This is a genomic window from Variovorax sp. V15 (genome assembly GCF_041154425.1).
In the GTDB taxonomy this organism is placed as follows: Bacteria; Pseudomonadota; Gammaproteobacteria; order Burkholderiales; family Burkholderiaceae_C; genus Variovorax; species Variovorax guangxiensis.
In genome coordinates, this window is sequence record NZ_AP028659.1 from 6,382,932 (window position 1) to 6,399,840 (window position 16,909).

The 16,909-nt window shown below is 68.0% G+C and carries 16 protein-coding genes; 9 read left to right on the forward strand and 7 right to left on the reverse strand.

Features of this window, described 5'->3' with window-relative positions; genetic code table 11:
• The first annotated feature begins 185 nt into the window (after positions 1-185).
• Genes gatC through gatB form a run of 3 tightly spaced genes read left to right on the forward strand, consistent with a single transcriptional unit; the run spans position 186 to position 3,491 of the window.
• Positions 186-485, forward strand: a complete 300-nt coding sequence (gene gatC, locus ACAM57_RS30165) for an Asp-tRNA(Asn)/Glu-tRNA(Gln) amidotransferase subunit GatC (RefSeq protein WP_126022394.1) — start codon at positions 186-188, stop codon at positions 483-485.
• The gene (gene gatA / locus ACAM57_RS30170; protein WP_369662496.1) at positions 485-1,999 is read left to right on the forward strand and encodes an Asp-tRNA(Asn)/Glu-tRNA(Gln) amidotransferase subunit GatA; all 1,515 of its coding nucleotides are present in this window, start codon (positions 485-487) and stop codon (positions 1,997-1,999) included. Before gatC ends, gatA begins: the two co-directional genes overlap by 1 nt.
• A 1-nt stretch (position 2,000) precedes the next feature.
• Positions 2,001-3,491 carry an Asp-tRNA(Asn)/Glu-tRNA(Gln) amidotransferase subunit GatB gene (gene gatB / locus ACAM57_RS30175; protein ID WP_369659985.1) on the forward strand — a complete coding sequence of 497 codons (1,491 nt, stop codon included), beginning with the start codon at positions 2,001-2,003 and terminating at the stop codon, positions 3,489-3,491.
• A gap of 101 nt (positions 3,492-3,592) precedes the next feature.
• Here the strand turns inward: gatB and ACAM57_RS30180 are convergent, their stop codons facing one another.
• Together ACAM57_RS30180 and pyrE are read right to left on the reverse strand one after the other, a co-directional pair.
• Positions 3,593-4,222, reverse strand: coding sequence for a DUF4124 domain-containing protein (locus tag ACAM57_RS30180; RefSeq protein WP_126022397.1), 630 nt, complete (start codon positions 4,220-4,222; stop codon positions 3,593-3,595).
• Between the two features lie 92 nt (positions 4,223-4,314).
• Positions 4,315-5,004, reverse strand: a complete 690-nt coding sequence (pyrE, locus tag ACAM57_RS30185; RefSeq protein ID WP_369659986.1) for an orotate phosphoribosyltransferase — start codon at positions 5,002-5,004, stop codon at positions 4,315-4,317.
• A gap of 12 nt (positions 5,005-5,016) precedes the next feature.
• On the opposite strand from pyrE, the gene ACAM57_RS30190 reads away from it, so the two are divergent.
• The 4 genes from ACAM57_RS30190 to ACAM57_RS30205 are packed head-to-tail and all read left to right on the forward strand — an operon-like array spanning position 5,017 to position 9,864.
• The gene (locus ACAM57_RS30190; RefSeq protein ID WP_126022399.1) at positions 5,017-5,820 is read left to right on the forward strand and encodes an exodeoxyribonuclease III; all 804 of its coding nucleotides are present in this window, start codon (positions 5,017-5,019) and stop codon (positions 5,818-5,820) included.
• Positions 5,821-5,837: 17 nt separating this feature from the next.
• On the forward strand, positions 5,838-7,073 hold the full coding sequence (locus tag ACAM57_RS30195) for a hypothetical protein (RefSeq protein WP_369659987.1): 1,236 nt from the start codon (positions 5,838-5,840) through the stop codon (positions 7,071-7,073).
• Positions 7,067-7,843 carry a DUF1266 domain-containing protein gene (locus tag ACAM57_RS30200; RefSeq protein WP_369659988.1) on the forward strand — a complete coding sequence of 259 codons (777 nt, stop codon included), beginning with the start codon at positions 7,067-7,069 and terminating at the stop codon, positions 7,841-7,843. Before ACAM57_RS30195 ends, ACAM57_RS30200 begins: the two co-directional genes overlap by 7 nt.
• Before the next feature lie 41 nt (positions 7,844-7,884).
• The gene (locus ACAM57_RS30205; protein WP_369659989.1) at positions 7,885-9,864 is read left to right on the forward strand and encodes a DUF4034 domain-containing protein; all 1,980 of its coding nucleotides are present in this window, start codon (positions 7,885-7,887) and stop codon (positions 9,862-9,864) included.
• 3 nt (positions 9,865-9,867) lie between these two features.
• Here the strand turns inward: ACAM57_RS30205 and ACAM57_RS30210 are convergent, their stop codons facing one another.
• The gene (locus ACAM57_RS30210) at positions 9,868-10,761 is read right to left on the reverse strand and encodes a LysR family transcriptional regulator (RefSeq protein ID WP_184640342.1); all 894 of its coding nucleotides are present in this window, start codon (positions 10,759-10,761) and stop codon (positions 9,868-9,870) included.
• Positions 10,762-10,865: 104 nt separating this feature from the next.
• Here ACAM57_RS30210 and ACAM57_RS30215 point away from each other — a divergent pair, with 104 nt between their 5' ends.
• Both ACAM57_RS30215 and ACAM57_RS30220 read left to right on the forward strand, forming a co-directional pair.
• The gene (locus ACAM57_RS30215) at positions 10,866-12,104 is read left to right on the forward strand and encodes a flavin-dependent oxidoreductase (RefSeq protein ID WP_369659990.1); all 1,239 of its coding nucleotides are present in this window, start codon (positions 10,866-10,868) and stop codon (positions 12,102-12,104) included.
• A gap of 42 nt (positions 12,105-12,146) precedes the next feature.
• Positions 12,147-13,115: a Bug family tripartite tricarboxylate transporter substrate binding protein gene (locus ACAM57_RS30220; RefSeq protein ID WP_369659991.1), complete on the forward strand. Its 969-nt coding sequence runs from the start codon at positions 12,147-12,149 to the stop codon at positions 13,113-13,115.
• 12 nt (positions 13,116-13,127) lie between these two features.
• Here ACAM57_RS30220 and ACAM57_RS30225 read toward each other — a convergent pair whose 3' ends face one another.
• Genes ACAM57_RS30225 through ACAM57_RS30240 form a run of 4 tightly spaced genes read right to left on the reverse strand, consistent with a single transcriptional unit; the run spans position 13,128 to position 16,908 of the window.
• Complete coding sequence (locus ACAM57_RS30225; RefSeq protein ID WP_369659992.1) at positions 13,128-13,901, reverse strand: GntR family transcriptional regulator; 774 nt, start codon at positions 13,899-13,901, stop codon at positions 13,128-13,130.
• Positions 13,898-14,569, reverse strand: coding sequence for a cysteine hydrolase family protein (locus tag ACAM57_RS30230; RefSeq protein WP_369659993.1), 672 nt, complete (start codon positions 14,567-14,569; stop codon positions 13,898-13,900). The genes ACAM57_RS30225 and ACAM57_RS30230 overlap by 4 nt, the downstream gene beginning before the upstream one ends.
• A gap of 36 nt (positions 14,570-14,605) precedes the next feature.
• Positions 14,606-16,201, reverse strand: a complete 1,596-nt coding sequence (locus ACAM57_RS30235) for an ABC transporter ATP-binding protein (protein WP_369659994.1) — start codon at positions 16,199-16,201, stop codon at positions 14,606-14,608.
• 5 nt (positions 16,202-16,206) lie between these two features.
• The gene (locus ACAM57_RS30240) at positions 16,207-16,908 is read right to left on the reverse strand and encodes a cysteine hydrolase family protein (RefSeq protein WP_126022409.1); all 702 of its coding nucleotides are present in this window, start codon (positions 16,906-16,908) and stop codon (positions 16,207-16,209) included.
• Position 16,909 lies beyond the last annotated feature (1 nt).

A 16,909-nucleotide genomic window follows, 5' to 3' on the forward strand; every position in this document is an offset into this window, starting at 1 on the left:
TCGGCAGGTCGTCGCTCTATTTTTTGGGTCGTTTGACGGGGTGAATTGATCGTTTTTGGCGCAAAAGCCGGCGCGTTCGCGGGGGTTGCGGCAAAGGCGGGATAATACCCGAATCCCCTCTGATTCCCGTATTAGCACCGGCTCCCGCGTGCGAATACCTTCGCTTTTTTGGGCCGTTCCGACCTATGTCTCTCTCCGCTTCCGATATTGCGCGCATCGCCTCGCTGGCGAGGCTACAGCTGGCTCCCGATGAAAGCGAGCGCATGCTCAGCCAGATCAACGGCTTTTTCGACTTAGTCGAACGTATGCGTTCCGTCGACACCACCGGCGTCGAACCGCTGGCCCATCCGGTGGCCGCCCTCGAAGACATCACGCTGCGCCTGCGCGACGACGTGGTGAGCGAACCCAATAACCGCGAAGCCAACCAGAAGAGCGCCCCGGCCGTCGAAGCCGGCCTTTTCCTCGTGCCCAAGGTAATCGAATGATGAGCAGCAGCGGTGAATTGCACCAATTGAGCGTTGTCGAGCTGGCGAAGGCGCTGGCCGAACGCAAGGTTTCGGCCGTCGAGGCCTCGCAGGCCTTCCTGGGCCGCATGAAGGCGCACCAGTCGCTGGGCACCTTCGTCGACGTGAACGAGGAAGTCACGCTGGCCCAGGCGCGCGCCGCCGACGCGCTCATCGCCAAGGGCGACGCCCCGGCGCTGGCCGGCGTGCCCATTGCGCACAAGGACATCTTCGTCACCACCGACTTCGCCACCACCGCCGGCTCGAAGATGCTCGCGGGCTACCGCTCGCCCTTCGACGCCACCGTGGTGCGCCGCCTGGCCGAGGCCGGCGCGGTCACGCTGGGCAAGCTGAGCTGCGACGAGTTCGCCATGGGCTCGGCCAACGAGAACGTCGCCGTGCCCGCCGTGGGCCACGACAAGGCCGTGCCTGTGCGCAACCCGTGGAACCTCGAACGCATTCCGGGTGGCTCGTCCGGCGCCAGCGCGGCGGCCGTGGCGGCACGCCTCGCGCCCGCGGCCACCGGCACCGACACCGGCGGCTCGATCCGCCAGCCCGCCTCCTTCTGCGGCATCACCGGCATCAAGCCCACCTACGGCCGCGCCTCGCGCTACGGCATGGTGGCCTTCGCATCGAGCCTCGACCAGGCCGGCCCGATGGCCCGCTCGGCCGAAGACTGCGCGCTGCTGCTGTCGGCCTTCTGCGGCCCCGACCTCGACCGCGACTCCACCTCGCTCGACAAGCCCGCCGAGGACTTCGGCCGCTCGCTGAACGACTCGCTCGAAGGCCTGCGCATCGGCGTGCCGAAGGAATTCTTCGGCGAGGGCGTGGCGCCCGGCGTGCGCGCGGCCATCGACGCGGCGCTCGCGCAGCACGAGAAGCTCGGCGCGAAGCGCGTCGAGGTCACGCTGCCGCGCACCGAGTTGTCGATTCCGGTGTACTACATCCTTGCCGCGGCCGAGGCCTCGAGCAACCTGAGCCGCTTCGACGGCGTGAAGTTCGGCCACCGCGCCAAGGACTTCATCGACCCCGCGAGCAGGAAGAGCGCGCTCACGCAGATGTACGAGCGCACCCGCGCCGAAGGCTTCGGCGACGAAGTGAAGCGCCGCATCATGATCGGCACCTACGTGCTGTCGCACGGCTACTACGACGCCTACTACCTGCAGGCGCAAAAAGTGCGCCGCATGATCGCCGACGACTTCCAGCAGGCCTTCAGGCAGTGCGACGTGATCGCCGGCCCCGCCGCGCCCACCACCGCCTGGAAGATCGGCGAGCACGGCGACGACCCCGTGGCCGACTACCTCGCCGACATCTTCACGCTGCCCGCATCGCTGGCCGGCCTGCCCGGCATGAGCGTGCCCGCGGGCTTCGACGGCGGCATGCCCGTGGGCCTGCAGCTGATCGGCAACTACTTCGGCGAAGCGAAGCTGCTGAACGCGGCCCACCGCTTCCAGCAGGCCACCGACTGGCACGCCCGCACGCCGGAGGGCTTCTGAAATGAGCGAGACAGTGAACACCTTCGAAGCACAACAACAGGGCCGCCCGACCGGCCCGCTGGTGCGCGGCTATGAAGTCATCATCGGCTTCGAGACGCACGCGCAGCTCTCGACCGCGAGCAAGATCTTCAGCCGCGCCTCCACAGCCTTCGGCGCCGAGCCCAACACGCAGGCTTGCGCGGTCGACCTGGCGCTGCCCGGCACGCTGCCCGTGATGAACAAGGGCGCGGTCGAACGCGCCATCAGGCTCGGCCTGGCGCTGGGCTCGCACATCGCGCCGCGCAGCGTGTTCGCGCGCAAGAACTACTTCTATCCCGACCTGCCCAAGGGCTACCAGATCAGCCAGTTCGAGATTCCCGTGGTGCAGGGCGGCGCGGTGACGTTCTTCGTCGGCGAAGAGCAGAAGACGGTGCGCCTGGTGCGCGCCCACCTCGAGGAAGACGCAGGCAAGTCGCTGCACGAGGACTTCGTCGGCCAGAGCGGCATCGACCTGAACCGCGCCGGCACGCCGCTGCTGGAGATCGTGACCGAGCCCGACATGCGCTCGACCGCCGAGGCCGTGGCCTATGCGAAGGAGCTGCACAAGATCGTCACCTGGATCGGCATCTGCGACGGCAACATGCAGGAAGGCAGCTTCCGCTGCGACGCCAACGTGTCGGTGCGCCGCCCCGGCGAGAAGCTCGGCACGCGCCGCGAGATCAAGAACCTGAACAGCTTCAAGTTCATGCAGCAGGCGATCGACTACGAGATCCGCTGGCAGATCGACGAGATCGAGGACGGCCGTGCCATCGAGCAGGCCACGGTGCTCTTCGACCCCGACACCGGCGAGACGCGCGCCATGCGCGCCAAGGAAGACTCGGCCGACTACCGCTACTTCCCCGATCCGGACCTGCCCCCGCTGGTCATCGCCGCCGACTGGATCGAGCGCGTGAAGGCCGAGATGCCCGAGCTGCCGCGCGCGATGGCCGAGCGCTATGTGCGCGACCATGGCCTTTCGGAATACGACGCGGCGCAGCTCACGCAGAGCGCCGCGCTCGCCGGCTATTTCGACGAAGCCGTGAAGGCGGGCGCCACGCCCAAGCTCGCGAGCAACTGGATCACCGGCGAGATGGCACGCCGCCTGAACGCCGCCGAGATCGGCATCGAGGCCGCGCCGGTGAAGGCGCAGCAACTCGCGCAGCTGGTCAAGCGCATCGCCGACGGCACCTTGCCCAACAACGCTGCGCGCCAGGTGTTCGAGGCCCTGTGGACCGGCGAAGGCAGCGACGTCGACGCGATCATCGAGGCGAAAGACCTCAAGCCGATGAACGACGCCGGCGCCCTCGACAAGATCCTCGACGAGGTGATCGCGAAGAACGCGAAGAACGTCGAGGAATACCGCGGCGGCAAGGAAAAGGCCCTCAACGCCCTCGTGGGTCAGGTCATGAAGGCCAGCGGCGGCAAGGCCAACCCGGCGCAGGTCACCGAGTTGCTGAAGGCCAAGCTCAGCTAAGTCTTTTCGGGGAACACCGCGGAACCGGCTTTGCCGGGCCGCAGGTGTTGTCCCCCGCAGGGGGTTGGCGAAGCGACACGAAGTGCGCGCAGCCTGGCGGGTTACCTGGGATTTCCGCCGTTCTGCGGAGTCCACAGCGCCTTCAAGCGAGTGCGCTCCTCGTCGAAGCGCGCATTCACCCGCTTCTTCTCGTCTTCCTGCTCCGCGATGAAGCGGTTCTGCACCGCCACGCTCTTCGTGTTCTCGTCGATCCTGCGGCGCAGCGCGGCCGGGGCCTTGGTGGGGTCCTGCTTGTAGAACTCCATCTCCTCGTCGATCTTCTTGCGGTCTTCACTGAGCTCGGAGATGCGTTTCTTCGCCGCCTCCGACACGGCATCGATCTGCGACAGCGCCTCGGCGCGTTCACGGTCGTGCGTGGCGCTGTTGGGGTAGCGCACCAGCAGCGCCCGCTCGCGGCGCCGCTCGTCGGTCTGGCGCGCCGCCACGATGGCGGCCTCGCGGGCGCGGTCTTCGCGCTCCTGCAGTTCGCGCGCGGTGTAGGTGGGTTCCAGCTTGCGGCGGGTCGAGCCGCTCGGATTGAGCTCCCGCTGCTCGCGGTCGCTGCACTCGGCGATGGGCCGGTCGGCCGTCAGGGTGCGGCCACGGGCGTCGGTGCAGGTGTAGATGCCGGGAGAGGCGCCTTCCACTTTCTGCGGTTGCGCCTGCAGCGCGCCGCAAAACGAGGAAGCCATTAGAAGAAATGATGCCGCCGCCAGCAGGCGGGCCGGTGAACCGTGAGCGTCGCGTGCGGGATGAGGATGGTGCATTCGGCGGCCCTGCGTCTTCAGCTGGCGCCGTAGCGCGCGCGGTAGGCCAGCACGCGCTCGCGGTGAGCACCCAGGTCGGCCGCGGCGTCGCCGGAGAGATAACTCAGCAGGTCGTCCAGCGTGGCGATGGCGATCACCGACAGGCCGAGCTGGTTGCGCACGTACTGCACGGCGCTGTGGTCCACGTCGACGCCGTTCTCGGTGGCCTTCTCCTGCCGGTCGAGCGCGATGGCCACGGCATGCGGCGTGGCGCCTGCAGCCTCGATGGCGGCGATGGATTCGCGCACCGCGGTGCCGGCGGACATCACGTCGTCGACGATCAGCACGCGTCCTTTGAGCGGCGCGCCCACGAGGTTGCCGCCTTCGCCATGCGCCTTGGCTTCCTTGCGGTTGTAGGCAAAGGGATAGTTGCGGCCCCGGCGGGCAAGCTCGGCCGCCACCGTGGCGCCCAGAGGAATGCCCTTGTAGGCGGGGCCGAAGATCATGTCGAACTCGAGGCCGCTCTCGATCAGGCGGTCTGCATAGAATCCGGCGAGCCGGGCGATCTTGCCGCCGTCGTCGAAGAGCCCCGAGTTGAAGAAGTAGGGGCTCATCCGACCGGCCTTGGTCTTGAACTCCCCGAAGCGCAGTACGCCGGCGTCCAGGGCGAACTGGACGAAATCCTGGGCGATCGCGCTGCCTTTGCTTTTCTCACCATCTACAGCCATCGGAAATTCCTTGTGTTCAAACTGACCAGTCTCAATCTCAATGGCCTGCGTTCGGCCGCAACCAAAGGCGTGGCCGACTGGGTGGCCGAACTTGCGCCGGATTGTATTTGCATGCAGGAGATCCGCGTCCAGGCCAGCGACATCGAGGGCCGGTTCGAGGAAATGGCCGGCCTCAAGGGCCATTTCCACTTCGCCGAGAAGAAGGGATACGCCGGCACCGCGGTCTACACCAAGCACGCTCCGAGCCAGGTCGTGGTGGGCTGGGGCGACGCCGAATTCGACGCCGAGGGCCGCTACCTCGAACTGCGCTTCGACACGCCCAAACGCAAGTTCTCCGTGATCAGCTGCTACTTCCCGAGCGGCAGCTCGGGCGAGGAACGGCAGGAGGCCAAGTTCCGTTTCCTCAAGGGCTTCTTCCCGCACCTGGTGGCCCTGAAGAAGGAGCGCGAGTTCGTGCTGTGCGGCGACATCAACATCGCCCATAAGGAGATCGACCTGAAGAACTGGCGCGGCAACCAGAAGAACAGCGGCTTCCTGCCCGAGGAGCGCGCCTGGATGACGAAGCTGCTCGATGCCGGCGCCGAGGGCGCGGGCCTGGTGGACGTCTACCGCATGCTCAAGCCCGACACCACGGCCGAGGCCTACACATGGTGGAGCAACCGCGGGCAGGCCTATGCGAACAACGTGGGATGGCGGCTGGACTACCACCTGGCCACGCCGAAGATCGCGGCGCTGGCGCGCACCGAGCAAATCTACAAAACCGTGAAGTTTTCGGACCATGCGCCGATCACGGTGGACTACGACTTCAAGCTGTAGGTCATCATCCGGGTCCGATGCCGCTGCCAGCACCCACACCCAATCCTTCGCCAGCCAACGCCTATCTGCCACGCGACGTGGTCAACGCGCCCGAGGTCAAGGCAGCGATCACCCGGCGCAGCACCGAACGGGGCGACGAGCCCGACATGCAGGCGTGGCTGCGCAACCATTTCTTCCGCTGGGCGATCGGCAGCTTCGAGCATGTGGTGCCGCTGCGATCGATTGCCGACTATCAGGCCGTGACCGGCACCGGCGATCCGGTGCCGGAGTGGCTGGCCAGGCTCCTGCGGCCGTCCGCTGCCGGGGCCGGCAAGGACTGCTGGTATCTCGACCCCGAGCATCTCCTGCTGATCGAACGCGAGCGCGTGCTGGTCGAGTTCCTGCGTTCGCGGCGTGGCACGCGGCTCGAACAGAAGCTGCAACGCATCAACTGCTTCATGGCGCTGACGATGTGGGAGCAGGAGCACCAGCGCATGCAGTCGCGCCGCAGCAAGGGCTGGGTCCCCAGCAGCGGTCTGGCCCTGCGCGAAGTACTGCGCACGCCCAACGGCGTGATCTTCGAATTCGACGGCCGGCACGCCGCGCTGCGCGAGGAAATGGCGTACGAGTCCTACCACATGCAGCACTGCCTGGGCCAGTTCGCGAGCCTCAAGAAGCTCAGCGGCGGCTACGGAGAGCAGTACGCGCAGGCGGCGCAGGACGGCCGGCTGCGCCTGTTCACGCTGCGCAGCGCGGGCAACATGCCGCACGTGACCATCAGCCTCGCCGTGCATCCGGACGGCCTGCGCGTGGACCAGATCAAGGGCAAGCAGAACCGCCACCCGATCCGCAAGTACGCGGACGACGTGCTGCAGTTCCTGCGCACCGTCGCGCCACGGGGCGAACGGCATCCCGACTGCGAAGGCATGGGCCTGGTGTTCGAGCCCCAGGCGACCGCGCAAGGCCCATCCGGCGGCCAATGGAAGTTCGTCACCGAGGTGGGCGACGCCAACTACCTGCTCAGCGTGATGAGCGCCAACTTCCATCTGGCCGAGCACTTCGAACAACCGCCGGCCGCGCTGCAATGGCTGTTGCTGCGCATTGCGCCAGGCGAGCTGGCGCGGCTTCGGCAGATCGACCCGGGAGTGGCTGCAGCCGCGCGCCTCACGCTGCCGCAAGACGCGCTGCCGGCCACACTGCGGGAGATGCCCGCGGGGGCCTGCGAGATCGAGGGCATTCCGCTCGATCTCGTCCGCAAAGGCGCCGCATGCTGACGGCGCTCGCGTGGCTCGCCGGCCTGGTGGTGCTCTTCATCGTGCTGCGCACAGCTGCCGTCTTGTGGGGCGTGGTGCGCGAAGGCGACGGTCAGGACGGCAGCAACACGGCCTTGCCCGCCAGGGACGATCCCGCGCTGCGAGCCCTCCGCGCCAGGGCCGAAGCCGCGCCGCCCAATCGCCGCCGCTGGGCTCTTGCGCTCTGTGACATTCTGTCGATTCGCAACGGCCTTCCATGCAACGGCGACACGCTGGCGCTCGACCTTCCCGCGGACAGGCGCGAGCAGCTCGGGCGCCAGGTGCTGCGCGAAATGAACATCGCCGCCGACCTCCCCGCTCCGGCCATCGGCGCACGCATGCAGGAAGCGCTCGACGGCTGGGTCGGGGGCCTGGGGCGCTCGCACGACGGCTTCTACGAACAGCTCGCGGCACAAGGCCGCGTACGCGACGCGCTGGCGTTCGACTGCGCGCGCACGGCCTTCCTGGTGCGTTGCATCGCCCACCTCGGCTGGGTGCCGGAGGCACGCGCCTGGCTGGTGCTCTTTCTCAACGCGCAGCGCGCGCAGGACAGCTTCGAGAGCTGGGAAGACTTCGGCCTGGCCTACGCCCGGGCGCGCGAGTACTGGCTGCGCATGAGCAACCAGGACGGCCCCGCCTCGACACGCGCCATGATGGAAGTGCACGAACACCTTCGCAACGCCGAAGGCAGCTGGCTCGCGCTGCCCTGGAAGCACTATCGCATCTTCGACCCCCAGCCTCGGCCCACCTGACGAGTGCTGGCGTCTCCGTTTCCTTTTTTGCAACTCACGCCATGACCACGATCGCCCCGATTCCTTCGCCGTGGAAAGTCTGCGACGCCAGTGCGCTGCTGCGCGCAGGCGACTACGACACGCTCGACCAGCTCTTCGATGAGGCGCTCGCCGCGAGCTTTCACGATCGCACCAGCGAAGAGCGGTACTACGCCGCACTGCCCGCCGACCTGAAGGACTGCATCGATTCGGGCTCCGAAGGACTGGCGCTTCTGCGCGCCTGGCAGGCGGCCCGACCGGAGTCGGCGCACGCATGGCTGTGCGAGGCGCACTACTGGTTCCACTGGGCCTACGAGTACCGGGGCTCCGGCTGGTCGAACACGGTGACCGAGCTGGGATGGACCTGCGCCCACGCCTGCTGCATGCACGCGGCGGTCTGCGCCATTCGGGCGCTGGAGCGAAGCCCCACGCTGTGGAGCGCGCCCGCCCTGCTGATGCAGAGCGTGGCCGCCTTCGAGGAGCCCGCATGGCTGTCGGAACTGGTGCGCAGCGGCCGCGGCCCGGCCGGCGAGCTGGCGCACGACCTGGCGCTCGAAGGCATGCCTACCGACGCGCGCGACGAATTGCTGGCCATGCTCGCGCGCTCCGGCATCCGCGCCGACGAACGCATTGCCTGTCCTCAGACCGTACCCGAGTCCCTGCCACCACCGATGCAAGGCAAGAAGCTGCTGAGCGGCAGGCAGTACTGGATGCACGCCACGATCCATCTGCATCCGCGCCTGTTCTTCTTCCTGCGCCAATGCATCTGGTTCATGCAGCCGCGCTGGGGCGGCAGCCACGACCGGGTGCGGGCCTTCATCGCTTCGCCCACTTGCGCGCACCTGGACGAGGTAGAGAAAGACCGGCTGCGCCATGAAATCTGGCGCGACGACCATCTGGGGAACGAAGTGGACGAGGACGACGATCCCGAAGACGTTCGCCAGTGGATCGAAGCCGCCCGCAAGCGCGCCGAAGAGGCCCTGTACCCCTATCACCGCTGGGAGACCCTGTACTGGATTTCCAGCGCCCACTACGGACGCGGTGATCAGCCGCAGGCTCTCGCCTTCCTCAAGGAAGCGGAGGCGCACTGGCCCATCGAAGACGACGACGCGATGGTCCGGGCTGTGTTCTTGTCGTTCCAGCTCGAGCCGCAGGATCCGACGTGGCTGGGCCAGGCCATCGTGCGCAGCGCCAATGCCGGGGAATGCACTGCCGCGATGATCCTCCACGGGTACTGCAGCCTGAAGGGCGTGCTGGGCTTTGTTCCGAACGCGGAGGCCGCAGAAGCCTGGCTCGAGGCCGCGCGCCGGCACGCCCCCGGCTCACTCGCATGGAACAAGGTGTCCTACGCGTTCCGCAGGGGCAATCGCGAAGCGGATGCATTCGAACTGGCGACCATGGGCCTGGCCGCGGGCGGCGATTCCTGCGACTACCTGCTCGGCCTGTTCCACGAGGAAGGCGTGCACGTCGCGCCCGACCTGGGCAAGGCCATTCGCTATTACGGCCAGACGGCCGAAGGCGGCGGCAACATGGGTGCATACAAGCTGGGTTACGCCAGCTACAACCTCGGCCAGGTCACCCGGGAACCGGCCGAGCGTTCACGTCTCCTGCGGCAGGCCGTGGAAGCCGCTCGCCAGGCACACGAACTGGGGCACTCCGAGGGCCTCGAAAGCATGCTGATGTTCGTCGGCGCACTGGAGGACGTTCCCGCGCGCCATGAATACCTCGAGCTGGTACGCGAACACGCACAGCAAGGCGATGCCACCGCCATGGCCACGATGTCGGTGCTGCTGGCTGACAGCGACGACAAGAAGCTCTACGACTACCGCGAAAGCGTGCGATGGATCATGGGCGCGCAGGCCGTCGCCCCCGAAAGCGAATACGTCCGGAACGTGACGAAGACCTGTCACCAGGACGGCTTCCTGTCGTCCACGCTCTACAAGCTCACGCGGCGCCAGATCAAGGCACACGAGATTCCCGGCGCCGACAACGCGATGGTCTGAGCTTCAGCGCGACAGCTCCGGCAGCGCCTTCTCCAGCGTGGCGACGAAGGCCTGCATCGCTTCCGTCTCATACGCCCCACGCTTGGTGATGCGGTAGAAGTCGAGCCCCACCTTCGGCTTGGTCAGCACGTCGGTGCGCACGCGGTGGCGGCGGCAGGCGGCGAGCGCGAAGGTCGGCATCACGGCGGTGCCGAAGCCGGCCTCCACCATCGAGATCAGCGTGCCGAAGAAGTTGAATGCGGTGCGCTGCGCATCGGCGCGGCCGATGGCGGCGAGATGCTGGTCGATCACCTTCTGGATCGGGTTGCCCGGCGGCAGCCCGACGAGCTCGGCGCCGCGCAATGCCGACCAGGGCGCGGTGCCTGTGGCCTGCGGCTCTCCGGCCTCCACGCGCATCAGGTGAAAGCGCCCCACCGGCTCGCGCGACAGCCCCGGCGCGGCCTTGAAGAAGAAGCCCAGGCCCACATCGGCCTCGCCGGCGGCCACCATCGCCTCCACGTCGCGCAGGTCGGCGTCGAAGAGGCGCAGGCTCACCTGCGGATGCGCGGCGCGGAAGCTGGCGAACACCTGCGGCAGAAGGTTCGACGACACCAGCGGGGTGGCCGCGATGCGCAGCGTCTGGCGTGCCGCGTCGCCCTCGGCGCCCAGCTCGGCGGCCACGTCGTCGAGGTCGGTCACCATCCGCTCCACCACCGGCAGCAGGCGCCGGCCCGCGGGCGTGAGGCTCACCACGCGCGTGGTGCGGTCGAAGAGCCGGCAGCCCAGCTGCTTTTCCATCTCGCGGATCAGGATGCTGAGCCCCGCCTGCGTGATGTGCGCCTGCTCGGCCGCGCGAGTGAAGTTGCCCACGCGCGCCACCTGGAGGAAAGCGCGCAGCTGGCGGGTCGATAGATTCATATTGATTCATGATAAATCCATATCACATCTAAATTTCCCAAATGATCCGTCTGCGTTCCTAATGCGGGCCGAGACAAAGCAACGCGTCGCAACGACCGATCATCATGAGCAACGAAGTCATCATCCTGGGCGCCGGCATCGGCGGCCTGACCTTCGCGCTGAGCCTGCACCAGGCCGGCATTCCCTGCCGCGTGTACGAAGCCGTGCCCGAACTCAAGCCGCTGGGCGTGGGCATCAACCTGCTGCCGCACGCGGTGCGCGAACTCACCGAACTCGGGCTGCTGGAGGCCCTCGACAAGGTGGGCGTGCGCACGAAGGAAGCCGTGTTCTTCACCGAGCACGGCCAGCTGGTGTTCCGCGAGGCGGCGGGCCAGCATGCGGGCTACGACTGGCCCCAGTTCTCCATCCACCGCGGCGACCTGCAGACGGTGCTGTACGAAGAGACGCTCAAGCGCCTCGGCCCCGACAGCGTGGTGTGCGGCCGCCGCTGCACGCACGTGGAGCAGGACGCGGACGGCGTCACCGTGCATTTCGCCGATGCGCCACCTGTGCGCGGCGCAGTCGCCGTGGGCTGCGACGGCATCCACTCGGCGCTGCGCAAGCAGCTCTATCCGGACGAAGGCGCGCCGCGCTACTCGGGCATCAACATGTGGCGGGGCACCGCGCGCTGGAAGCCTTTCCTCTCCGGCGGCAGCATGGTGCGCGCGGGCTGGCTGTCGGTCGGCAAGATGGTGATCTACCCGATCCGCGACAACATCGACGCCGAGGGCCGCCAGCTGGTGAACTGGGTCGCCGAAATCCACGCGCCGCAGCCCGCCATGCGCGACTGGAGCCGCGCGGGCCGGCTCGAAGACTTCCTGCCGGCCTTCGCCGACTGGCATTTCGACTGGCTCGACGTGCCCGCGCTGATCCTCGCCTCCGACACCATCCTCGAATATCCGATGGTCGACCAGGACCCGCTGCCGCGCTGGACGCACGGCCGCCTCACGCTGCTGGGCGACGCCGCGCACCCGATGGTTCCGCGCGGCTCCAACGGCGCGGGGCAGGCCATCATCGACGCGCGCTACCTCGCGGGTGCGCTGAAGAAGATGGGCGTCGGAGCGGCCGCGCTCGAAGACTACGACCGCGTGCGCGTCAAGGCCACCACCGACGTGGTGCTGACCAACCGCAGCAATCCGCCCGACGCCATCCTGCGCGAAGTGTTCGAGCGCTCGGGCGGAAAGCGCTTCGAGAGCATCGAGCAGGTCGTGCCCGTTGCCGAGCTGCAGGCCATCTCGGACAACTACAAGCGCGTGGCGGGCTACGACCCTGCCGCCCTGAAGGCGCGCTCCTCCTACCTTTGAACCGACAGGCAACCCCGGAAGAACACGGAGACTGAAAAGACCATGCGATCGCTGATCAAGAAGACCCTCGCCGCCCTGCTCGTCATGGCAGGCACCGCTACCACCGCATTCGCATGGCCCGAGCAGGCCATCACGCTGGTGGTGCCCTACACCCCCGGCACCGGCATCGACCTGATCGCCCGCCAGCTCTCGGCGAGACTGCCCGCCAAGCTGGGCCAGCCGGTGATCGTGGAGAACGTGGCCGGCGCCAGCGGCAACATCGGCAGCGAGCGCGTTGCACGCGCCAAGCCCGACGGCTACACGCTGCTGGTGCAGGTCAACACGCTGGTGATGAACCGCAGCCTGTATCGCTCGCTGAGCTACGACCCGGTGGCCGACTTCGCCCCGGTGTCCCTCACCTCCTGGGGCACGCTGCTGCTGGTGACGAACCCGAACGTGCAGAAGGCCTCGTCGGTGCAGCAGATGGTGAGCGCGGCCAAGGCGGCACCCGGCAAGCTGACCTACGCCACGCCGGGCGTGGGCACGCCGCACCACCTGTCGATGGCGCTCTTCATGCAGGGCACGGGCACCGAGATGCTGCACGTACCCTACAAGGGCACGGCCGGCGCGGTGACCGACCTGCTCGGCGGACGCATCGACTACATGTTCCTGCCGGTGCACGTGGCGCTGCAGCACATCCAGGCCGGCAAACTCAAGGCCATCGCCACCGGAAGCGGCAAGCGCCTGCCGCAGCTGCCCGACGTGCCCACGCTCGCCGAGGCCGGCGTGACGGCCGACAACGTCGACATGTGGTACGGCGTGCTCGCGCCCAAGGGCACGCCGCCCGAGGTGGTGGCGCGCCTCAACAAGGAGATCGCGGCGGTGCTGAAGCAGCCCGACGTGGCGAAGTCGTTCGAGTCGCAGGGCATGGTACCGGCGAGCTCGACGCCGGCGGAGTTCGGCACGCTGCTGAAGAAGGATGCGGACCGCTGGGCCGCGGTGGTGAAGCGCGGCAATATCACCGCGGATTGAGCCAGACCCGGCTCAGCGCGGCGCCACCTTCCCCGCATGCCGCGCCAGATGCACCTGGTGCAGCGTGATCTTGCGCACCTCCGCCTGGCTGGTCTCGATGTGCGCGCGCAGCAGCATCGCGGCCTGGTCGCCGCGGTTCGCGCGCACCGCCTTCAATATCTTGGCGTGCTCGTCGTAGGTGGCGTCGATGCGCGGCTGCTTGGTGAAGTCGAGGCGACGGATGATGCGGATGCGATCGGTCACGTCGCCGTGCACGCGCGCCATCTCGGCATTGCCGGCGGCGGCCACCAGCGAGCAGTGGAAGGCTTCGTCCCACTGCGCGACCTGCGCCATGTCGGTGCTGCGCTGCGCCGCGGGCACCAGCCAGATGTCGGCCAGCATCTCCAGCAGGCGGCGGTCGATGTGGCGGTCGGTTTCGCACAGGCGGTGCACGGCGGTGGTCTCCAGCACCATGCGCAAGTCGTAGAGCTGCTCGAACTGGTCGAAGTCGAAGGGCAGCACGCGCCATCCGCTGCGGAAGAGCACCTCGACGAACCCCTCCTGCTGCAGCCTGAACAGCGCCTGCCGCACCGGCGTGCGCGACACGCCGAGCCGGTCGCTGATCTCGCTCTCGGTGAAGCGGTCGCCCGGCACCAGGATGAAATCGGCCACGTCGCGCTTGAGCTGCGCGTAGACCTCGTCGGCCCGAGTGCGGAAGACCGCCGCGTCGGGCGCGGCAACGGGAGTTTCTGGGCTGGATCGGGCTGTGGACACGGCTGGAATGTTAGTCGCAGGCGCCCGCTTCATCGAAGGCTCTTCAGCGCGGAAAGCAACGCCGTGCCCGGCGCCGTCCAGCCGACGATGCCGCCCTGCGCGCGCACCATGTCGAGCGTGACCGCCTTGAACGCGGGAAAGTAGCTCTCGGTGCAGTCCTCCAGCAGCAGGCAGTCGTAGCCCCGGTCGTTGGCTTCGCGCATGCTGGTCTGCACGCAGACCTCGGTGGTGACGCCGCCGAACAGCAAATGCGTGATGCCGCGCGCCTGCAGCAGCTCGTGCAGGCCGGTGGCGTAGAACGCGCCCTTGCCCGGCTTGTCGATCACGACCTCGCCCTCGACGGGTGCGAGCGCCTCGACGATCTGGTTGCCCGGCTCCCCCGCCACGAGGATGCGGCCCATCGGCCCTTCGTCGCCGATGCGCAGCGTGGGGTTGCCGCGATTGCGCTTGGCCGGCGGGCAATCGGAAAGGTCAGCCTTGTGGGCCTCGCGCGTGTGCACGACAAGCCCGCCGGCCTGCCGCCATGCGTGCAGCACAGCCTTCGTCGCGGGAACGATGGCTTCGAGCAACGACACGTCGTTGCCAAGCGTTTCGCCGAAGCCACCGGGCTCGATGAAGTCGCGCTGCATGTCGATCAGCACGAGCGCCGTGCGTGAAACGTGGAACTCATAGGGAAAGGGGTTGGCTTCGTCGATGTGCATGCTGGTTCTCAAGAATGTTCCGGATCGGGCCAGCGGCTAGGCCGCACCTTCGTGATGCCCACCGCCCATATGCGCCCCGATCACATGCCGCTGCGCTCCAGCAGCCGATGTCTCGAACACGATCCGCCCCTCGCTCATCACGACGATGCGGTCCGCCAGCTCGAGCAACTCGTCGAGGTCCTCGCTGATGAGCAGCACAGCCCCGCCCTTCTCCCGCACCTGCACGATGCGCGAATGGATCTCCGCGACCGCGGCAAAGTCCAGCCCGAACACCGGATTCGCCGCGATCAGCACATTGATGTCGCCCGCCAGCTCGCGCGCCAGCACCGCACGCTGCACATTGCCGCCCGAGAGGCTGCGGATCGGCGCGCCCTCGCCCCGCGTCTTCACGCCGTATTCGGCGATCCACTCGCGCGCCCTGCTGCGCCAGTACGGAAAGCTCAGCACGCCGGCTCGTGACAGCGGCGGCAGGTCGAAGTCGCGCAGCGCCATGTTCTCCGCGACGCTCAGGTCGCCGACGCATGCGTTGCGCAGCGGCTCCTCCGGCAGGCTGCGCACCTTGAGCTCGTGGTTCTCGGCGCGGCGTGCAGCGTATGGTTGACCCATCACCGTGACCTTGCCTGCAAGGCGCGGGCGCTGCCCCACCAGCGCTTCGACCAGCTCGCGCTGCCCGTTGCCCGAGACGCCGGCCACGCCGAGGATCTCCCCGGCGCGGACCGACAGGCTCAGCTCGTGCAGCGCCAGCGTTCCGCGATCGCCCTGCGCCTTCAGTCCTTGGACCTCCAGCGCGACCGGCGCGCCGGCGGGCATGGGCGTTCTTGCAACGCAAGCCTGCGCCGCAGGCGAGGCAGCCACCTGTTCGCCCCCCATCATGGCCTGCGCCAGCTGCGCCGGGCTGGTGTCGGCCACGTGGCAATGGTGCACCGCCTTGCCGCGCCTGAGCACCGTCACGCTGTCGGCGTACGCGATCACCTCGCGGAACTTGTGCGTGATGATCAGCACCGTGCACAGCCCACCGCGCGCGAACTCGCGCACATGTCCCAGCACTTCGTCGGCCTCCTGCGGCGTGAGCACCGAGGTCGGCTCGTCGAGGATCAGCAGGCGCGGCTTCAGGTAGAGCTGCTTGAGCAGTTCGAGCTTCTGCTTCTCGCCCGCCGCAAGTTCGGCAGGCCGCGCGTCGAGGTCGAGGCTGAACGGCGTGGTCGCCAGGAAGGCCTCCAGCTCCGCGCGCTTGCTCTTCCAGTCGATGACGGCGGGCGTCTTGCCGCCGGCGAGCAGCAGGTTCTCGGCCACCGTCATGCCCGGCGCCAGCGTGAAGTGCTGGTAGACCATGCCGATACCCAGGGCGCGCGCCACGATGGGGTTGGCGATGTCCTGCTCGCGCCCGTCGATGAGGATGCTGCCCTCCTCCGCGCGCTGGAAACCCGCCACGCATTTCACCAGCGTGCTCTTGCCCGCGCCGTTCTCGCCGAGCAGCGCATGCACCGTGCCGGGCTCGACGCGCATCGTCACGCGGTCCATGGCGGTGAAGTCGCCGAAGCGCTTGGTGAGCTCGTAGGTGTCGAGCGCGAGCGCGCCGCTGCCCGCCGGCAGGCCACCGATGGCGTGAGAGGAAGAAGACGCGGCGCCCATGGCGGTCAGCCGAGCGCCGCCAGCAGCGCCTGCGAGGTGGCGTGCGCGCCGAACACGCCGCCCTGCATCGTGATCATCTTCAGCGCGGCGAGGTGGTTGCCGTAGTCGGTGGCCGCCGTGCAGTCCGACAGCAGCAGGCATTCGAAACCGCGGTCGTTGGCATCGCGCATCGTGGTGTGCACGCACACGTCGGTGGTGATGCCCGCGAGGATGATGTTCTCGATGCCGCGCGTGCGCAGGATCAGCTCGAGGTCGGTCGCATAGAACGAGCCCTTGCCGGGCTTGTCGATGATCACCTCGCCCGGCAGCGGCGCCAGCTCGGGAATGATTTCCCAGCCGGGCTCGCCGCGCACCAGGATGCGCCCGCACGGCCCGTCGTCGCCGATGCCCACGCCGTTGGCGCCGATCTGCCGCGAGCGCCAGCGCTTGTTGGCCGGCAGGTCGCCGAGGTCGGGCCGGTGGCCTTCGCGCGTGTGGATGATGTGATAGCCCAGCGGCCGCAGCGCCGCCAGCGTGCGCGCGATCGGCTGGATGGGCGCCTGCACCAGGGAGAGGTCGTAGCCCATCACGTCCACGTAGCCGCCCTTGCCGCAGAAGTCGGTCTGCATGTCGATGACGATGAGCGCCGTGTTGTCGGGGCGCATGTTCGCGTTGTAGGGCCAGGCGTAGGGCTCGGCGGCGACGGTCTTTGTTGTCGTTGTCGTCATG